At 75.4% G+C, this 18,388-nt stretch carries 13 protein-coding genes and 3 tRNA genes; 7 read left to right on the top strand and 9 right to left on the bottom strand.

The window, feature by feature from the left end; translation table 11 throughout:
- Nucleotides 1–7 precede the first annotated feature (7 nt).
- Nucleotides 8–1,957, top strand: coding sequence for a hypothetical protein (locus tag ACFCLZ_RS12845; RefSeq protein WP_380285033.1), 1,950 nt, complete (start codon nt 8–10; stop codon nt 1,955–1,957).
- Nucleotides 1,958–2,221: 264 nt separating this feature from the next.
- On the opposite strand, the gene ACFCLZ_RS12850 is transcribed toward ACFCLZ_RS12845, so the two are convergent.
- Nucleotides 2,222–2,295, bottom strand: a tRNA-Ile gene (locus ACFCLZ_RS12850).
- Nucleotides 2,296–2,489: 194 nt separating this feature from the next.
- On the opposite strand from ACFCLZ_RS12850, the gene ACFCLZ_RS12855 reads away from it, so the two are divergent.
- A complete protein-coding gene (locus ACFCLZ_RS12855; RefSeq protein ID WP_380285034.1) occupies nt 2,490–3,281 on the top strand; it encodes a trypsin-like serine peptidase in 792 nt (263 codons plus the stop codon).
- 99 nt (nt 3,282–3,380) lie between these two features.
- Here ACFCLZ_RS12855 and ACFCLZ_RS12860 read toward each other — a convergent pair.
- Nucleotides 3,381–3,453 (bottom strand) — tRNA-Asn (locus ACFCLZ_RS12860).
- A 59-nt stretch (nt 3,454–3,512) separates the two neighbouring features.
- Nucleotides 3,513–3,585 (bottom strand) — tRNA-Asn (locus ACFCLZ_RS12865).
- A 248-nt stretch (nt 3,586–3,833) separates the two neighbouring features.
- Between ACFCLZ_RS12865 and ACFCLZ_RS12870 the strand changes: the two genes are divergently transcribed.
- From ACFCLZ_RS12870 to ACFCLZ_RS12885, 4 genes are all read left to right on the top strand, one after another.
- On the top strand, nt 3,834–4,127 hold the full coding sequence (locus tag ACFCLZ_RS12870) for a hypothetical protein (protein WP_380285035.1): 294 nt from the start codon (nt 3,834–3,836) through the stop codon (nt 4,125–4,127).
- A gap of 166 nt (nt 4,128–4,293) precedes the next feature.
- Nucleotides 4,294–5,727, top strand: coding sequence for an FGGY family carbohydrate kinase (locus ACFCLZ_RS12875; RefSeq protein ID WP_380285036.1), 1,434 nt, complete (start codon nt 4,294–4,296; stop codon nt 5,725–5,727).
- A 166-nt stretch (nt 5,728–5,893) separates the two neighbouring features.
- Nucleotides 5,894–7,300 carry a glutamate decarboxylase gene (locus ACFCLZ_RS12880; RefSeq protein WP_380285037.1) on the top strand — a complete coding sequence of 469 codons (1,407 nt, stop codon included), beginning with the start codon at nt 5,894–5,896 and terminating at the stop codon, nt 7,298–7,300.
- A gap of 433 nt (nt 7,301–7,733) precedes the next feature.
- Entirely contained in the window at nt 7,734–8,771 is a 1,038-nt protein-coding gene (locus ACFCLZ_RS12885; protein ID WP_380285038.1) for a DUF2690 domain-containing protein, read from the top strand.
- Between the two features lie 29 nt (nt 8,772–8,800).
- Here the strand turns inward: ACFCLZ_RS12885 and ACFCLZ_RS12890 are convergent, their stop codons facing one another.
- From ACFCLZ_RS12890 to ACFCLZ_RS12910, 5 genes are all read right to left on the bottom strand, one after another.
- Nucleotides 8,801–9,967, bottom strand: a complete 1,167-nt coding sequence (locus tag ACFCLZ_RS12890; RefSeq protein WP_380285039.1) for an RNA polymerase sigma factor — start codon at nt 9,965–9,967, stop codon at nt 8,801–8,803.
- Between the two features lie 119 nt (nt 9,968–10,086).
- Complete coding sequence (dnaG, locus tag ACFCLZ_RS12895; protein WP_380285040.1) at nt 10,087–11,991, bottom strand: DNA primase; 1,905 nt, start codon at nt 11,989–11,991, stop codon at nt 10,087–10,089.
- 67 nt (nt 11,992–12,058) lie between these two features.
- Entirely contained in the window at nt 12,059–13,375 is a 1,317-nt protein-coding gene (locus ACFCLZ_RS12900; protein ID WP_380285041.1) for a deoxyguanosinetriphosphate triphosphohydrolase, read from the bottom strand.
- A gap of 120 nt (nt 13,376–13,495) precedes the next feature.
- On the bottom strand, nt 13,496–14,500 hold the full coding sequence (locus ACFCLZ_RS12905) for an SGNH/GDSL hydrolase family protein (RefSeq protein WP_380285042.1): 1,005 nt from the start codon (nt 14,498–14,500) through the stop codon (nt 13,496–13,498).
- A gap of 196 nt (nt 14,501–14,696) precedes the next feature.
- The gene (locus ACFCLZ_RS12910; RefSeq protein ID WP_380285043.1) at nt 14,697–15,641 is read right to left on the bottom strand and encodes a proteasome assembly chaperone family protein; all 945 of its coding nucleotides are present in this window, start codon (nt 15,639–15,641) and stop codon (nt 14,697–14,699) included.
- A 706-nt stretch (nt 15,642–16,347) separates the two neighbouring features.
- On the opposite strand from ACFCLZ_RS12910, the gene ACFCLZ_RS12915 reads away from it, so the two are divergent.
- Nucleotides 16,348–17,076 carry a GNAT family N-acetyltransferase gene (locus ACFCLZ_RS12915; RefSeq protein ID WP_380285044.1) on the top strand — a complete coding sequence of 243 codons (729 nt, stop codon included), beginning with the start codon at nt 16,348–16,350 and terminating at the stop codon, nt 17,074–17,076.
- A gap of 3 nt (nt 17,077–17,079) precedes the next feature.
- Here ACFCLZ_RS12915 and ACFCLZ_RS12920 read toward each other — a convergent pair whose 3' ends face one another.
- Nucleotides 17,080–18,327, bottom strand: a complete 1,248-nt coding sequence (locus ACFCLZ_RS12920; protein ID WP_380285045.1) for an ADP-ribosylglycohydrolase family protein — start codon at nt 18,325–18,327, stop codon at nt 17,080–17,082.
- Nucleotides 18,328–18,388: the final 61 nt, after the last annotated feature.

The following is an 18,388-nucleotide window of genomic DNA, read 5'->3' on the forward strand; positions in this document are numbered from 1 at the left end:
GGCCGCGGTGCTCGGGCTCCCCCCGGTGTTCCACCTGGTCGGCGCCGACCTGCTCGGTTTCCTGCTGCTCTGGGGCGCCGCCGCCACCCTGATCCGCTCCAGGGCCACCGCCTTCGACCGGCTGATGATCTCCGGCGTCACGCTGGTCGGCTGGACCTGCGCGCTCGGCCTGGTCGTCGGCCACTGGCGCCACGGTGTCCACCCGCTGACGCTGGCCGAGCCGACCGCCCTCGCGCTGGTCGTGGTCCGCGCCCTCGCCGGGCCCGCCCCGGCCCGGCCGGGACTCCCCCTGCGGGCCCGGGTCCGCGCCCTGGTCCCCACCCGCGACCATCCGCTGCTGCTGACGGCCGCTCTGGCCGTCGCCTTCGTCATGTACCCGGTGCTCCACCGGAGCACCGCCGAGCGCCTGGCGCTGATCACGTCGGCGGAGGACCTCGCCCGCCACAGCGCGCTCTACGACACGATCCTGCGGGTCGGCGGCCTCGTCTCCATCCGCCAGGCCGAAGCGGCCGCCACCGTCCAGGAGCACCTGGAGACCTACCCCCAGGGCAGCCATCTGATCCTGGCGGTCATCACCAGTTTCCTGCGCGGCGGGAACACGCACGGCGGCATGCAGATCTCGCTGTTCGTGCTGCTCTACACGGTGACCGCCGCGGCGCTGGCCGTCGCGGTGCTCTGGGCGGTCCACCGGGCGGCCGGGCCCGCGCTGCGGGGCTGGCGGGGCCTGGCCCTGCTGCTGCCCGTCGGCGCCTTCCTGGTCGTCGCCGAACTGCCCAAGCTGTACTTCAACGGCTTCATCAGCGAGCTCTTCGCGCTGGGGCTGCTGGCGGTCCTGGTCGCCCTGGCCATCCGCCCGCTCGACCGGATCCACGAACAGTTGGTCGTCATGGGCGCCCTGGTCGCCGGCATCTCCTTCGGCCACTACCTGCTGCTGCCGGCCGCCGGCGCGACCGTGCTCAGCTGGGCCGTCTGCCACTGGAGCACCTGGAGGCGCCACTGGGTGAGCGCGCTGGCGGTCTCCGTCGTCGCCGGCGGGCTCGCGCTCTTCCCGATCGGCGTGAACCTCTCCACGGCCGGCTCCGCCGAGGTGCTGACCGTGCCCGGCGGCATCACCCCGGTCGGCCGGCACGTGCTGTTCCCGCTGGTCGCCGCCACCCTCGCGGTGCTGCTGACGCGCTCCGCGCGCGCCGACCGGGCGCGCCGCGCGGCACTGGGGGCCTGCGGCTCGATCGTGCTGTTCTCCTTCGGGATCAGGCAGTACCAGCTGCAGAAGACCGGCGACACCTCGTACTTCTACGAGAAGGTGCTCCACCAGCTGCTGGTGATCGGCCTGGTCACGGCGGCCGCCGCGGTGCTCCCGCTGTTCGGCCGCCGGATCGTCGCCGGCGAGCGGGGCGCGGCCGGCTCCGGGCCCCGCAGCGGCCTGCGGTCGGCCGTCGCCGTCGTGGCCGCGACCGGCTGCCTGCTGTACGGCGTGGTGTTCAACAGCCAGCCGGACGTCAGCAAGGCCGCCGGGTGGGAGGGCAGCCCCGGCCGGAACCTGCTCCGCGGCGGGCAGGCCCGCTGGGACGTCGCCGAGCGGGTCACCGCGATCCACGACTCCCGGCCGGCCGACGACCAGCGGGTGGCGGTGTCCCTGGGCGGGCGCCGGGTGTGGGACGAGGTGAAGCCCGACTGGGGCTCCTCCGAGGACAACCTCTGGCTCGGCGTGCTCAACAGCGACCAGGGCCGCTCCTGGCGGTCCTGGATGTGGGGGCTGGGCCGGCACAGTGCCGGGGACATCCTGTACTACGCGAGCATCACGCCCGAGCCGCTGCGGATCTACCTCGACGACCCCAAGCTGGCCGCCGAGGTCAAGGCGCTGGCGAGCCAGGGCAAGGCCCCCGACCTGGAGGTCAACCTGCTCCGGCGGGACGCCTCGGGCCGGCTGGTGGTCGTGCCCTTCCCGCTGAGCTGAGCCGGACCTGACGACGCGGCCGGGTACCCACCCGGCCGCGTCGGCCGTTCCGGGGGGCGCCGTAGGGGACCTGGCCGTCCATCAGGACCGTGGAAGGGCCGACGGAAGGGCGGGCGGAGGCCGGCAGGGTCAACGTGGCTGCGGGGCGGACCTGTTCGAGTGATTCCCGGCCTGTCGGCGCGGTCCGCGGTGCCGCCGGCCACTAGAGTGCGGGCAGACTGACCGCACCTGGTCAAGTCCGGTCGTCCGGACGACTGCGCGGGGTGGGGCGGGTGGGACTCGAACCCACGACCAAGGGATTATGAGTCCCCTGCTCTAACCGGCTGAGCTACCGCCCCGGTTCGCAGCACGCGACGGCAGGCCGGTCGCGGCAGCAGCAGACGGCCCCGAAAGGCCGTCCCGGGCAGCATAGCCGGTCGATCACCCGTGGTGCGCGCCGGGGGCGCACCCGGGTGCGCGCCCGGGGGCGGGCGGGCGGCGGTGGCGCGGGGCGGGCCGGGCTGGTAGATCTTGGTCCCGAACGGCGGAACACGTGGACGAACGCGCCCGCCCCGAGGACGACACGGAGCCCTGGATGCCCTCCCGCCCGGCCCGCACCGCGCGCGCCACCAGGACGGCCGCGGCGGCGGCCCTGCTACTGGCCGCCGCGATCGCCTGCGGCGGGGGGCAGGACGGCGGGCGGACGGCGGCGGTGGCCCCGCAGAACCCGGCCTGGGACCGGGTCGGCACGCTCTCGGTGCACACCCCCCAGGGACCCCGGGCGTGCACGGCGAGCGTGGTGCAGAGCCCTCGGCGCAATCTGCTGGTGACCGCCGCGCACTGCGTGCAGAACCACCGGATCGGCCTGCTGGACGGCCTGGTGTTCACTCCCGGCTACCGCAACGGGTACTCGCCGTACGGGAGTTGGCCGGTCAGGTCGGTCACCGTCGATCCGCGCTGGTCCGCCGACGCCGACCCCGAGTACGACGTGGCGTTCGTCACCGTGGGCCCGGTGGGCGGGCGGCAGGTCGAGGACGCCGTCGGCGGCAACCCGCTCGGCACCGACCAGGGCTTCGGCCTGGCGGTCTCGGTCACCGGCTACCCCAACGAGGGCGACGAGCCGATCACCTGCTCGGGCGTGACCGCCTCGCAGAGCCCGACCCAGGAGCGGTTCGACTGCGCGGGCTACACCGACGGCACCAGCGGCAGCCCCTGGCTCACCACGAACGGCCGGGTGATCGGGGTGATCGGCGGCTACCAGGAGGGCGGCGAGACGCCGGGCACCTCGTACAGCATCACCTTCGACGAGCGGGTCGCCGAGCTCTTCCAGCAGGCGGCGACGTGAGGCGGATCACGCCGCCGGGACGGCCCGGGGCAACACGAAGGCCCCCCGGTCTACCGAGGGGCCTTCGCTCTGAGCAGTCACCGGGCGGACCCGGCGCAGCTCCCGCATTTGGACTCGAACCAAAAACCTGCCGGTTAACAGCCGGCTGCTCTGCCAATTGAGCTATGCGGGATCGCGGTACACAACTCCCGTACCACGCACGGACGAACGGCCCGAGGGCCGCCACCCGAGCTCCCCCAATTGGACTCGAACCAATAACCTGCCGATTAACAGTCGGCTGCTCTGCCAATTGAGCTATGGGGGATCGAGCTTCCCGCTCCGGCTCCCGGTCTCCCGGGCTCCTCGGCGCTCGCTGCGGGACATACATTAGCGCACTCGGGGGGGTGGTCCGCCAATCGCTTTCCCCGGCCGCCACCGGGCGCCCCCGCACGGCGCGTTCCCCGCGCGCCCCGGGTGCCGTCCGTGGATGCTGGGGTCACCGGCGGGTTCACCGTCCCGGCAGACGGGTAGGGCAATGCGGCAATGGCCGCCAGGAGAGGGTGGAATCCGACCATGTGGAAGCTGTCGTTCGGTGTCGGACTCGCGACGGGCTATGTCCTGGGCACGCGGGCGGGGCGCCAGCGGTACGAGCAGATCGCCAGGGTGACCCGGCAGGTCGCCCAGAACCCCGCGGTGCAGGGCGCGGCCGGCAAGGCCCGGCAGCAGGCCGGCACGGTCGCCGGGAAGGCCGCCGGCGCCGTGGCCGGGAAGGTCGGCGACCGGCTGCCGAGCTCCGTCACCGACCGGGTGTCGTACTTCAACCGGGCCAGGAACGGGGACGACAGCTGGGGCACCTACCGGCCCTGACCGCCGTCCCGCACCCGGGCGCGGCACCGTCCGGCACCCGTCCGTGACGGGCGGGTGAGCGGGCGGTGACGGCCGGCCGGACAAGGGCTTCCGGGCGCGGTACCGAACGGGCAACGGTTGCCCGGCCGGGCCGCGTCCGGACGTCCGCTGAGGCATGATCTCGACTATGGCCATCGTCGCGGGGATAGACAGCTCGACCGGTCGCACCAGGATCGTCGCGTGCGACGCCGGCACCGGCGCCGTCCTGCGCTCCGGCAAGGCCCCCCACCCCGCACCCGAGGATCCCGACACCCGGCCCGGCGAGGCCGACCCGCAACTCTGGCTGCACTCGCTGGGCGACGCGGCGGCCGGCGGCCTGCTGGAGGGCGTGCGGGCGATCGGGGTCAGCGCGCAGCAGCACGGCATGATCGGCCTGGACGCCGGCGGCGTGCAGGTCAGGCCGGCGATCCTGTGGAACGACCCCCGCTCCAGCGGCGCCGCCGCGGCCCTGCTGGCCGAGCTGGGCGGCCCGGCGGCCTGGACGGCGGCGATCGGCGCCGTCCCCAGCCCCGCGTACACCGTCGCCAAGCTGCGCTGGCTCGCCGAGTTCGAACCGGCCAACGCCCGGCGGATCGCCGAGGTGCTGCTGCCGCACGACTGGCTGGTCTGGCAGCTGCTCGGCCACCCCAAGCGCCGCACCACCGACCGGGGCGACGCCTCCGGCACCGGCTACTGGTCCCCCGTCACCGGCGAGTACCGGCAGGACCTGGTCGAGCTGGCGCTCGGCCACCAGCTGAAGCTGCCGGACGTGCTCGGCCCCGCCGAACCCGCCGGCCACACCCCCGAGGGCCTGCTCATCTCGGCCGGCACCGGCGACAACATGGCCGCCGCGCTCGGCCTCGGCCTCGGCCCCGGCGACGCGGTGGTCTCGCTCGGCAGCTCCGGGACGATCTTCGCGGTGCACGAGCAGGCCGTGGTGGACGCCACCGGCCTGGTCTCCTCCTTCGCCGACGCCACCGGCCGCCACCTGCCGATGGTCGCCACCCTGAACGCCGCCCAGGTGCTGCGCTCCACCGCCGCCCTGCTCGGCCGCGACCTGGAGGGCCTCAGCGACCTCGCCCTGCAGTCCTCCCCCGGCGCGTACGGGCTGGTGCTGCTCCCCTACCTGGACGGCGAGCGGACGCCCGCGCTGCCGCACGCGGCCGGCACGCTGACCGGGCTGCGGGCGGAGTCGATGGCCCCTCAGCACCTGGCCCGGGCCGCCGTCGAGGGCATGCTCTGCAACAGCGCGGACGCCCTGGACGTGCTGCGCGCCCGCGGCGTCGAGGTGAAGCGGGTCTTCCTGCTCGGCGCCGCCGGGCGGCTGGCGGCGGTGCGGCACGTCGCGCCGCAGCTGTTCGGCGTCCCGGTGGTCGTCCCGCCGCCCGGCGCGCACGCGGCGCGCGGTGCGGCCCGGCAGGCGGCCTGGGCGCTGGCCGGGACACCCGAGCCGCCGCGCTGGGACCTGCCGGGGGCCGTCACCGTGACCCCGGACGCCGAGCACGACCTGCCGGTCGGGTCCGCGGTCCGCCGGCAGTACCGGGCCGCCCGCGAGCAGGTCCACCCGGAGACGGCCGGCTGAGACGGCCGCCGCGACGGCCCCGGCGGGCCCTCGGACGACCCGGGGCGGCCCGGAACGGCCCGGGGCGGCACTCGGGAGCGGGCGGCGCCGGGAAGATGCGTCACCCGGCGTCCGGTGGCAGCGTGGGAGGTGAAGCGGCCACCGGACGGAAGGGCGGCAGGATCCCATGGCACTGCACAAGGGGGCCGGCGGCGACCGCCGGCTGACCGTCGGCCCGTTCCTCGGCACCGCCGCCGACCCGCTCGGGTCGATGGAGCTGGCGCCCCCGCTGCACCGGCTCGCGGACGGCCCCGTCCCGGCCGACACCGCGTACCAGCTGATCCACGACGAGCTGCTGCTGGACGGCAACGCCCGGCTCAACCTGGCGACCTTCGTCAGCACCTCGATGGAGGTGCAGGCCACCCGGCTGATGACCGAGTGCCTCGACAAGAACATGATCGACAAGGACGAGTACCCGCAGACCGCCGAACTGGAGCGGCGCTGCGTGGCCATCCTCGCCCACCTGTGGCACGCCCCCGACCCGGACGCCGCCGTCGGCTGCTCCACCACCGGCTCCAGCGAGGCCTGCATGCTGGCCGGCCTCGCCCTCAAGCGGCGCTGGATGCGCCGCAACGCCCACCGCTACGCGGCCGGGGCCCGGCCCAACCTGGTGATGGGCGTCAACGTGCAGGTGTGCTGGGAGAAGTTCTGCGCCTTCTGGGAGGTCGAGGCCCGCACCGCGCCGATGGACGGCGAGCGCTTCCACCTCGGCCCCGAGCAGGCGGTGGGGCTCTGCGACGAGAACACCATCGGCGTGGTCGGGGTGCTCGGTTCGACCTTCGACGGCTCCTACGAGCCGGTCGCGGAGATCTGCGCCGCGCTCGACGACCTCCAGCGGCGCACCGGCCTGGACATCCCGGTGCACGTGGACGGCGCCTCCGGCGGCATGATCGCGCCGTTCCTGGACGAGGACCTGGTCTGGGACTTCCGGCTGCCCCGGGTCGCCTCCATCAACACCTCCGGCCACAAGTACGGGCTGGTCTACCCCGGCGTCGGCTGGGCGCTGTGGCGGGACCCCGAGGCGCTGCCCGAGGAGCTGGTGTTCAAGGTCAACTACCTGGGCGGCGAGATGCCGACCTTCGCGCTCAACTTCTCCCGGCCCGGCGCCGAGGTGATCGCCCAGTACTACATGTTCCTGCGGCTCGGCCGGGCCGGCTTCCGGGCCGTCCAGGGCGCCTGCCGGGAGGTGGCCGGGTACCTCGCCGACGGGATCGAGGGCTTGGGCGGCTTCCGACTGCTGACCCGGGGCGACGAGCTGCCGGTGTTCGCGCTCACCACGACGGACGGCGTGCCGTTCGACGTCTTCGACGTGTCGCGGCGGCTGCGCGAGCGCGGCTGGCAGGTGCCCGCCTACACCTTCCCGGCGAACCGGGAGGACCTCGCGGTGCTGCGGGTGGTCTGCCGCAACGGCTTCTCCCGCGATCTCGCGGACCTGTTGCTGGAGGACCTGGGGCGGCTGCTGCCGGAGCTGCGCCGCCAGCCGTTCCCGCTCAAGGAGCTCGGGGTGCCGGCCCGGACGGGCTTCCACCACTGACGGACCGGCGGACGCCGGGGCACCGGCGAGCGGCGGGCGTGGTCACGGCGGGGGCGGGCGCATCGGATGCGCCCGCCCCCGCCGCGCGTCCCTGCGGTCCGGGGCAGCCTCCCCCCGTGGAGGCTGCCTCGCACCGGTGGGGGCCAGGGCACGGCAGGTGCCGGGCCGTCGGGAACCGTCCCCGGACGAAGGACCGGGTGGCGAACCGCTCCGGCCGAAAGAACAATGCCCGACGGCCATATGAATGTTCGAGCCCCTCCCGCCGTTGTGAGACACTTCCGTCCGTCTCAGCGCCAGGACCTGCGCTTTGGGACGCCGGGCCGCCGAGGTTTGAGACGCGAAGGCGCCCGCCCGGGTCCGCAGCGGCGCCCCGCGGGGTGCCGCCTGTTCCAGCCCCGCCGCCCCGCCCGCCCGCATGTTTGGAAGAGACCGCATGGGTTCCGCCTGGAAGCAGCTGCCGGACGACCTGTCCGACCCCGCCAGACGCCTGACGGAGGAACTGCGCGCCGTCAAGGACGCGACCGGGCTCTCGCTCTCCGAGCTGGCCGCCCGGACCCACTACAGCCGGGCCTCCTGGGAGCGCTGGCTGAACGGCAAGCGGGTCGTCACCGAGCAGGCCCTCGACGCGCTGATCGGGGCCGTGGAGTGCGACGGTCCGGCGCTGCGGGCGCTGTGGCACCGGACCGCGGCCGCGGCGCCGAGCCAGGCGGTGGCGGACGGTGAGGCGGTGGCGGACGGCGGCGCGGGTGCGGAGCCGGCTCCGGAGGCCGCGGTGGACACGGCGGCCAACGCCGCGGTGGACGCCGAGGCCGCCCCGGCGGGCCCGCACCGGACCCGGCGCCGCCCGGCGGCCCTGGTCGGCGCCTCGGTGCTGGCGCTGCTGCTGGCGCTGCTCGGCGTGCGGGTCCTCTCCTCCTCCGACGAGGGGGGCGCCACGCCGACCGCCGCCACCGTGGCACCGTCCGCCCAGGCAGGCGGCTCCTCCCCGGCCGCCACCGCTCCCGCGGTGCCCGCCAACCCCGCCCCGCCGGTCCCCGCCTGCCAGGCGCTCGGCTGCGTCCACAAGGACCCCAAGGCGACCGGCTGCGGCGGCGACGCCCGGACCCTGCTGACCACCAACGTCGGCAAGGTCGTCGTCTACCTCCGGTACAGCCAGAAGTGCCAGGCGGCCTGGGCCGCGATCACCGAGGGCCAGCCCGGCGACCAGGCGACCATCACCACCAGCGCCGGCGAGTCGGAGACCGCGCTGATCCACTGGGGGTACGACAACTACTCGTGGATGGTGAACGCGGCGGACCCGGCGGTCACCATCCAGGTCTGCGGGCAGCGCAAGGACCCGGAGGGCGCCGCCTGCTCGCCCTCGACCTCCGACCTGGCCCGGACGGTCGCCTCGACCCCGATCCCGCCCGGCCCGGCCACCCCGCCGGCGGCCGCCACCGACCCGGCCCAGCCCACGGCGTCGGCCCAGTAGGCCCAGTGGGCCCCGTCGAGCCGGCCGAGCTAGTCGAGGTAGCCCCGCAGCTGGGCCGCGAAGGCGTGGTCGCGGAGCTTGACCAGGGTCTTGGACTCGATCTGGCGGATCCGCTCCCGGGTGACCCCGAAGAGCACCCCGATCTCCTCCAGCGTGCGCGCCCGCCCGTCGTCCAGGCCGAAGCGGAGCTGCACCACCTGCCGTTCGCGCTCGCCGAGGGTGGCCAGCACCGCCTCCAGGTGCTGACGCAGCAGCAGGAAGGCGGCCGACTCGGCGGGTGAGGCCGCGTCGGCGTCCTCGATGAGGTCGCCGAGCGCGACGTCGTCCTCCTCGCCGACCGGCGTGTGCAGCGAGATCGGCTCCTGGGCCAGCCGGAGCAGCTCGCGCACCCGCTCCTCGGTGAGCTCCAGGACGGCCGCGATGTCGGCCGGGCCCGGCTCGGTGCCGCGCTCCTGGAGCAGCGAGCGCTGCACCCGCACCACCCGGTTGATCAGCTCGACCACGTGCACCGGCACCCGGATCGTGCGGGCCTGGTCGGCCAGCGCGCGGCTCATCGCCTGGCGGATCCACCAGGTCGCGTAGGTGGAGAACTTGTAGCCGCGGGCGTAGTCGAACTTCTCGACGGCCCGGATCAGTCCGAGATTGCCCTCCTGGACCAGGTCGAGCAGGGTCAGCCCGCGGCCGACATAGCGTTTGGCGACGGAGACCACCAGGCGCAGGTTGGCCTCGATCAGCCGGCGCTTGGCGAGCCGGCCGACCGCCACCAGGGCGTCCAGCTCGCGGGCCAGTCCGTCGGCGGGCGGAGGCCGGCGGTTCAGCCGCTCCTCGGCGAACAGTCCGGCCTCGATCCCGCGGGCCAGTTCGACCTCCTCGGCGGCGGTCAGCAGCCGGATCCGGCCGATCTCGCGGAGGTACTGGCGGAGCAGGTCGGCCGCCGGGCCGCCGGGCTCGGCACCGGGAGGCCCGGGGGCCTCCTCGTCCTCCTCGGCGTCGCCGCCCCCGGCCTGCCTGGCGTCGGGGTGGCCCGGCGGCAGGCCCTGGGCGGGCACCCGGGCGCCGTCCGGTGGCGGCACCCCGGCCCGGCCGTGGTCCTCGGCCGGGGCGTCCCCGGCCCGGGCGCCGTCCTGCGGCGCGGGCGGGGCGAGCGGGTCGGTGGCGGGCTGGGCGGTCACGGTGGGGCCTCGGTCCACGGGCATCCCCTCGGGGCGCGCGCGACTCTGGCGGACCCGCGCTGAACGGAGGTGGGACGCCCTCCAGTGTGCGGCACGCCACACTCCGTGGCCGAGACTCGTGCGCGGACTTTCTGAACGCGGCCCTACAGGGCGGCGGCGCCCCGGCTGCGCAGCGACTGCCCGTACTGCTGGAGCTGCCACAGCTCGGTCTGCACCGCGTGCAGTTCCTCGGGGGCGGCCCGGTTGCCCAGCCGCTGGAGGTGGGCGCGGACCTCGTCGACCCGGCGGTCCACGGCCAGCATCCGCAGCTTGACCAGGAACTCGCCCGCGTAGATCGCGTCCGCCTTGCGGCGCGAGCGCACCGGCTCGACGGTCAGCTCGGTGACCAGCGAGCGCACCCGGTCGTCCGGGCAGATCTCGCGCACCACGGCGGTGAAGTCGGCCAGCGCGGCCCCGTACGCGGCGCCGCCGGCCTGGCCGATCGCACGGCGCACGGCGGTGTACGGCGGGGTCGGGAACTCGTCCTCGCCGTAGTTGTCGAAGGCCGGCGCGACCAGGTCCGGGTGCTGCAGGGCCAGCTTGAGCAGCTCGCGCTCGACGAACTGCGCCGGGTCGCGCGGGTTGAGCACGAAGGCGGGCCGGGCCGGGCCGGCCGGTTGCACGGGCCCGGGGCGGCGCTGGCCGTTCGCCCGCGGGTTCTGCTGGCGCTCGCGGTCCCAGCGGGCCAGCTGGGAGACCCGGCGGACCACGAACGGTTCGTCCAGGATGCCGAGCATGCCGGCCAGCCGGACGGCGTACTCGTGCTGGATCGAGCGGTCCTTGATCTTGGCGACGATCGGCGCCGCCTCCTCCAGCGCCGCCGAGCGGCCCTCCGGGGTGTCCACCCGGTGCTTGGCGACCGCCGAGTTCAGCGCGAACTCGAAGAGCGGGACGGGGTTGTCGATCAGCTCGCGGACCGCCTCGTCGCCCATGGCCAGACGCAGCTCGCACGGGTCCATGCCGCCGGGGCTGACCGCGATGGAGGTCTTGGCGGCGAACTTCTGGTCGTCCTCGAAGGCGCGCAGCGCGGCCTTCTGCCCGGCGGCGTCGCCGTCGAAGGTGAAGACGGTCTCGCCGCGGTACTGGGAGGTGTCCATCAGCAGCCGGCGGATGATCTTGATGTGGTCCTCGGCGAAGGCGGTGCCGCAGGTGGCCACCGCGGTGGTGACCCCGGCCAGGTGGCAGGCCATCACATCGGTGTAGCCCTCGACCACCACCGCCCGGCCCGACTTGGCGATCTCCTTCTTCGCCAGGTCGATGCCGTAGAGCACGTGCGACTTCTTGTAGATCGGCGTCTCGGGGGTGTTGAGGTACTTCGGTCCGTTGTCGTCCTCGCGCAGCCGCCGGGCGCCGAAGCCGATCACCTCGCCGGCGATGTCGCGGATCGGCCAGACCAGCCGGCCCCGGAACCGGTCGATCAGACCGCCGCGCTGGCCCTGCGAGGCCAGGCCGCCGAGCAGGATCTCCTTGTCGCTGAACCCCTTGCCGCGCAGATAGCGGACCAGGTGCTCCCAGCCGGCCGGGGCGTAGCCGACGCCGAAGGTCGTCGCGGCCTCCTCGTCGAAGCCGCGCTCGGCCAGGAAGCGGCGGCCGATCTCGGCCTCGGGCGAGGCGAGCTGCTCCCGGTAGTAGGCGGCGGCCACCTTGTGCGCCTCGACCAGCCGGGTGCGCTCGCCCTGCTGGTGGCGGGGGCTGTAGCCGCCCTCCTCGTAGCGCAGGGTGATGCCGGCCTGGGCGGCCATCCGCTCGACGGCCTCGGCGAAGGTGAAGTGCTCGATCTTCATCAGGAAGGCGATGGTGTCGCCGTTCTCCTGGCAGCCGAAGCAGTGGAAGACGCCCTTGGAGGGGTTGACGTAGAAGGAGGCGGACTTCTCGTCGTGGAAGGGGCAGACGCCCTTGTACTCGCCACCGCCACCGTTGGTCAGCTGTACGTAGTCGCCGACCACCGCGTCGATCGGCAGTGCGCTCCGCACCGCCTGTACGTCTTCGTCCCTGATCCGCCCGGCCACCCCGGAAGTCTACTGGGGCGGCCGGGCCGAACGGCGGGACGACCGCCTGGGGCGGGGCCGGGCCCGGTCAGCTCCGGTCCGCGCCGGTCAGCCGGGCGTGCAGGGCCAGGGCGGAGGCGTCGGTGAGGGTGGCGATCTGGTCGATCACCGTGCGCAGGGCGGCCCGGTCGTCCTCCGCCTCGCGGTACATCGCCGCGAAGACCGGGTCCAGCGTCTCGGGGGCGCACCGGCCGAGGGCCTCGGCCAGCTCGGCAATCACGATCCGCTGCCGGGCCCGCAGCTGGGCCTGCTCGTCGCGCTGCATCACGTACCGGACGGCGACCGCCTTGAGCACCGCGCACTCCAGCCGGACCTCGCGCGGCACCACCAGCTCGGCCGCGTAGCGGGTGAGCCGGCCGGGGCCGTAGCGGGCCCGGGTGGCCTGCTCGGCGGCCAGGCAGAACCGGCCGATCAGCTGGCTGGTGAGGTCCTTGAGGCCGGAGCGGGCGCGGGCGGTGCCGTCGTAGGACTCGGGCCACCACTCCTGGGCGAGCAGCCGGTCCAGGGCGGCGGCCAGCTCCTCGGGCTCGGCGTCCCGGGCGTAGCGCTCGGCCACCTTGAACAGCTCGGCCCGCTCGCTCGGGGCGCGCAGCGCGGCCGGGTCGATGTGGCCGGCCTGGAGGCCGTCCTCGACGTCGTGGGTCGAGTAGGCGACGTCGTCCGACCAGTCCATGACGGTGGCCTCGAAGCACTTGCGCCCGGGCGGGGACCCGGCCCGCAGCCAGCGGAAGACCGGAAGGTCGTCGGCGTAGACGCCGTACTTGGGCGAGTCCGGGTCGGTGGGGTGGGCGCCGTGCGTCCACGGGTACTTGGTGGCGGCGTCCAGGGCGGCCCGGGTCAGGTTGAGGCCCACGCTGCGGCCCGGCCAGGGGGCCAGCCGGGCGGGCGTCTCGTCCTGCGGGGCGAAGCGCTTGGGCTCCAGGCGGGTCAGGATGCGCAGCGACTGCGCGTTGCCCTCGAAGCCGCCGCAGGCCTCGGCGGCCTGGTCGAGCGCCTCCTCCCCGGTGTGGCCGAACGGCGGGTGGCCGATGTCGTGGGCCAGGCAGGCGGTCTCGACGAGGTCCGGGTCGCAGCCGAGGGCGGCGCCCAGCTCGCGGCCGACCTGGGCGCACTCCAGCGAGTGGGTCAGCCGGGTGCGCGGGAAGTCGCTGCGCATCGGGGCGACCACCTGGGTGGTGCCGGCCAGCCGGCGCAGGGCGGCGGAGTGGAGCACGCGGGCGCGGTCGCGCTGGAACGCCGTGCGGCCGGGGCGCTTGTCCGGTTCGGGCACCCAGCGGACCTCGGCGGCGCGATCGTACGGGGTCGGGGCCGGAGCGGCGGTGAGGCGGTGCGCGGTGTCGTCCATATGCCCTTCACGGTACGCCGCGGCGGTGACACCGCAGGTGTGCCGCGCACGACGGCGCGCGGGCCGGGGCGTGAACCCTGGCCCCCGCGCCGGGTACCGCTGCGGGGTGCCCCACTCCGGTCAGCCGCGGACCGCCTTGAGGACCGCCTCGGCGGCGCCCTCCTGCCCCTTGGCGTTCGGGTGGATCGCCGCCAGGCCGTGCGCCGGGAACGGCGGCTCCACCCAGCGGGCGCCCTCCCCGGCGCACATGTCGTGGCCGGCCGAGGGCGCCGTGAGGTCCACGAAGACCGCTCCGGCCGCCTCCGCCCGCCGTTTGAGCATGGCGTTGAGCTGCTGCTCCTTCTCCACCAGGAAGCCCAGGTCCCCGCCGGCCACCGTGGCGCCCAGCACCGGGAGGCAGCTCGCCGGGTCGGCCGGCAGCAGCGACGGGTAGCCGACCACGTAGACCCGGGCCTGCGGGGCGCGGCGCTTGATCTCCTTCAGCTGCTGGCCGAGCCGCTCGCCCGCGGCGTCCACCTTGTGCTGCACCTGGTCGCCGCCGTCCGCGGCGGCGTAGGAGTCGCGGCACGGCGCGGCGGCGCGGTCCGAGCCGACCAGGCCCTTGAGCGCGTCCACCAGGTTCTCCTTGGCGCACTGGCCGACGACGTCCATGAACCCGGCGTCGTTGCCGCCGATCCCGAGGGTCACCAGGCGGGTGGCCTGGGTGAGCGCGTCCAGCTGCGGCGGGTTGCTGCCGCCGTCGGTGCTCTGGGCGCCGGTCAGGTCGCCGGTGCGGGCCCCGCTGCAGCTGACGTCGCGGAACCGCTCCCCGGACAGGCCGAGCGCCTTGGCCACCAGGGACGGGTAGTTGACCGCCGAGCGGGAGCAGCCCTTCGGCTCCCCCACCTGCGGGCCGATCTTGATGCCCGCCGTGTAGGAGTCGCCGAGCGCCACGTACGGCCCGGTGGGTGTGGGCGTCGGGCTCGGCTTCACCGCGGCGGCCCGCGCCGGCGCGGAGCCGTCCGGGGCGCCGCCGGCGACGGTCCCGGAGCCGGTGGAGCCGGAGCAGCCGGCGACCAGCACGGCGGCGAGGCCCGCGCTCACCGCGCCGGTGAGCGCGGCGGTCGGGCGTACGGACAGTGGCACGGGTTCCCCCCGGGTAGCAGCCGATGGCGTTTCTTCCCACGACGGCCCGTCCCCCGGGCACCGCAACGACCAACGGACGGGCGCGCCCGATCGCTCCCGCCCGGGCGGTGAACTTCCGGTGGCCGCGCGCCCCTCGGGGAGCGCGGCCGCGGGGCCGCTGCTCGGGCCCGCTACTCCCGCCCGTTGCTCCCGCCCGCTACTCCGGCCCGCGCTCGTGCTCGGCCAGGAACTGCTCGAAGCGCCGGCCCAGCTCGTCCGCCGACGGCAGGTCCACCGGCTCGGCCAGCAGGCTCTCCCGGCCCTCGGCGCCGGCCACCGCGTCGTACTGGCCCTCCATGCCGCGGATCGCCGAACGCAGGTCGCTGTCGCCCTGCGCCAGCTGCTCCTCGATGTCGGCGTAGACCACGTCGACCTGCTCGCGCAGCGAGGTCCCGGGCAGCACCAGCCCGGTCGCGGACTGCACCGCCTCCAGGATCTGCACCGCGGCCGCCGGGTACGCCGAACGCGCCACGTAGTGCGGCACGTGCACGGCGAAGCCCAGCACGTCGTGCCCGGCCTCGGCGAGCCGGTACTCCAGCAGGGCCTGGGCACTGCCCGGCACCTGGGCCTGCTCGAACCACTGCGGGTAGCCGGCCGCGAGGTCCAGCCGGTTGCCGTGCGGCGTCACGCCGACCGGACGGGTGTGCGGCACGCCCATCGGGATGCCGTGGAAGTCGAGGCTCAGCCGGACGTCGAAGCGCTCGACCAGCGCACGGACGGCGGCGGCGAAGCGCTCCCACTCGACGTCCGGCTCGGGCCCGGTGAGCAGCAGGAACGGCGAGCCCGCGGTGTCGTGGACCAGCTGGAGCAGGATCTCCGGCGGCTCGTAGGACGACCAGCGCTCGCGGTCGAAGACCATCGCGGGGCGGCGGGCCCGGTAGTCCACCAGGCGGTCGTGGTCGAAGCGGGCCACCACCTGCGGGGCCCCCGTCTCCAGCAGGTGGGCGACGACCTGGGCGCCCGCCTCGCCGGCGTCCATGAAGCCCTCGAAGTGGTGGAGCAGCACCAGGCCGGCACCGGTGTCCGCCAGCGCGGCCCTCGCCGCGGCCACGGCCGCCACGCCCTGCTGGTCCAGCTCGTACAGCGCCTGGGGATCACGCACCGCTCACCCACACCCCGTTTCTCTCCTCGTCGCGGTTCACCGCGTCCGCTCCCCCGCGCGTCGGCCCGCGCGCGGGCTCGGGCCCGGCTCTCCTGGTCCAGCGTGCGGGGCGCCGCCGGAATTCCCGGCGGGCCGGTCCCGTTTTGCCCGGACCGCCTCCGGCGGGCCCCCGGCGGGCCGGCCGGACCATGATCGCATCCGTCGGAGAAAGTGCCTGGTCAGGGGGGAGCGGACGGCCCCGCCGAACCGTCCCGGCGCGGTCGCGGGGGCCATTCGTGTGCCGCGAAGTGACGCACCGACTTCTTACGGGTATCGTCCTCTCGCTGCCTCGCATCGTCGCGTCGTCGTCACGTCGTCCGTAACGCCGTCGACCACGTCCCGGACCGGTGCTCGGCCAGCCACCCACGACGCATCTTGCCTTCATCTGGCCGCCCGCTTCCCTTCGCGCTCTCGTTTCCTCCTCGGCCATCTCGCGGACGCACACTGTCCCCTCGCTCATCCCGCCGGACCGGTCCGTCGACCCGTGTCCGTTCCGGCACCGCGCTGCCCGTCTCCGGGCCGTCGCTCCCCGCCCCGCCCGACCGGACTCCGGCGTGCGCGGGCACCGGTGGGCGCACTCCGGGACGGGGCGAACCAGTCATCGCTCGCCCGCGCCGCACCCCGGCACGGGCCTGCGCCCTCCGACCGATGAAGGACCGAAGGTTCCGTGCCCGTACCTGTCATCCTCACCGGCCGCACCGTGCGGCTGGAGCCCCTCGCCGCGCACCACGCCGAGGCCATCGCCAAGGCCGGCGCCGAGGACCGTACGACCTACGCCTTCACGCCCGTCCCGCACGGCCTGGAAGCGGCCCACGAGTACATCGCGCGCGCCCTGGCCGACCAGGCCGCGGGCCGGTCGCTGCCGTTCGCCACGGTGAACCAGGCCGACGGCCGGGTGGTGGGCTCCACCCGGTTCCTGGAACTCGACTACTGGCAGGGGCCGCTGGTCTGGCCGCCGGTGCCGGGCGTGCCGTTCGGCGACCCGGCCACCGCCGTCCCGGACGCCGCCGAGATCGGCAACACCTGGCTGTCGCCGCGCGCCCAGGGCACCGGCATCAACACCGAGGCCAAGCTGCTGATGCTCCGGCACGCCTTCGAGGTGTGGGGCGTGCAGCGGATCTCGCTGCGCGCCGACGCCCGCAACCTGCGCTCGCGCACCGCCGTCGAGCGGCTCGGCGCGACCTCGGAGGGCGTCCGCCGGGCGCACTCGCGCGGGCTGGACGGGGTGGTCCGGTCGACGGCGTTCTACTCGATCCTGGACAGCGAGTGGCCGGCCGTCCGGGACATCATCGAGCTGCGGATCGCCGCCGCCACCTCGCCGAGCGCCCCGGATCCGGCGATCAACCAGGAGTGCCTTAGACACGGCGGCGGCGCCGGGCACCTGATCACGGCCTGACCGTCAGGGCCCGGCCGTCCCTCCCCCGGGAGCGGCGGCCCCCAGCAGGCGCGCCAGCAGGCCGGCGTCCTCGCCGTCCCGCAGCCCGGGCGCGCGGTGCGGACAGGTCTCGACGACGGCCGACACCGGGCGCCACCCCGCCCGGCCCGGGGCGACGGCCAGCTCCCAGACCGGGTGGCCGTCCGCGCGGCAGAGCCGCAGGACGCCCTCCCGGGTGCGGGCCCGCCAGCGGCGGTCCGGCAGCACGCCGGTCCGCAGCGCCTGCCACTGCGCGTCCGTCCACACCACGTCCGGCACCGGGTGCGGCCGCGGCACCAGCAGGTCCGCGCCGCCCCGGCCGTCGGGGACGCCGCCCGGCTCCGGGAACGCCCAGGCGGGCAGCGGCTCGCGGGCGGCCAGCCAGGCGGCGGGGATGCCGGCCGTCCCGGTGCGGGCGGCGACCACGCCGCCGGTGATCGCGGCGACGGTGTCCATGTCGCCGCCGGCGGCCACGGCCTCCCGGACCGCCGCCGGGTAGTCGGTGAGCCGCCGGGCCGCGCACCAGAGGGCGTACGGGACGGTGTCGGCGGCGCTGGTCCGGCTGCCGTTGCCGAGCACCCGGGCGGCGCGCTCGTGACCCGGCTCGGCGAGCAGCGCGATCGCCTCGCCGAGGCCGTCGCGGACGGCGCCGCTCGGGGTGAGCCGGCGGACCTCCGCCAGGAAGCCCTCCGGCGTCATCCGCGTGGTGCGGGCCCGCACCGCGAAGGCCGCGGCCACCGCGACGGCGACCGCGCCGTCCACCGCCTGCGGGTGGGTGTGGGTGATCAGCGCCGTCTCGACGGCCGGGCGCACCGCCTCCACCGGGTCGGCCGCGTACGCCGCCCCGAGCGGGGCGACCCGCATCGCGGCGCCGTTGCCGTACGAGCCCCGGCCGTCGAACAGCCCGGCGGCCAGCTCCCGGGCGTCGCCGCCCTCGCGGACCAGCCGCAGCAGGCGGTTGGCGGACGGGCCGTAGCCGCGGTCGAAGTCGTGCCGGCGGGCGAAGGCGTGGGTGAGGTCGAACACGTCGAGCGCCCCGCGCTCGGTGTGCGCGGCGTACACCGAGCACGCCATCTCGGTGTCGTCGGTCCAGGGCCAGGGACCGGGCGGGGTGGTACCGGCCGCGAAGTGGGTCCGGGCGGTGGCGGGGACGAAGAACTGGGCGCCGAGGGCGTCGCCCACGGAGAGGCCCTGGAGCGCGTCGAGCGCCGGGCCGGTGTGAGGAGTCGTCATCGGGGGCAAGCTCACCCGCCCCACCGCCCGCGCGTCAACCTCGTTTGACCGGGCAGTCCCC

This window comes from Kitasatospora purpeofusca (assembly GCF_042691725.1).
In the GTDB taxonomy this organism is placed as follows: Bacteria; Actinomycetota; Actinomycetes; order Streptomycetales; family Streptomycetaceae; genus Kitasatospora; species Kitasatospora purpeofusca_B.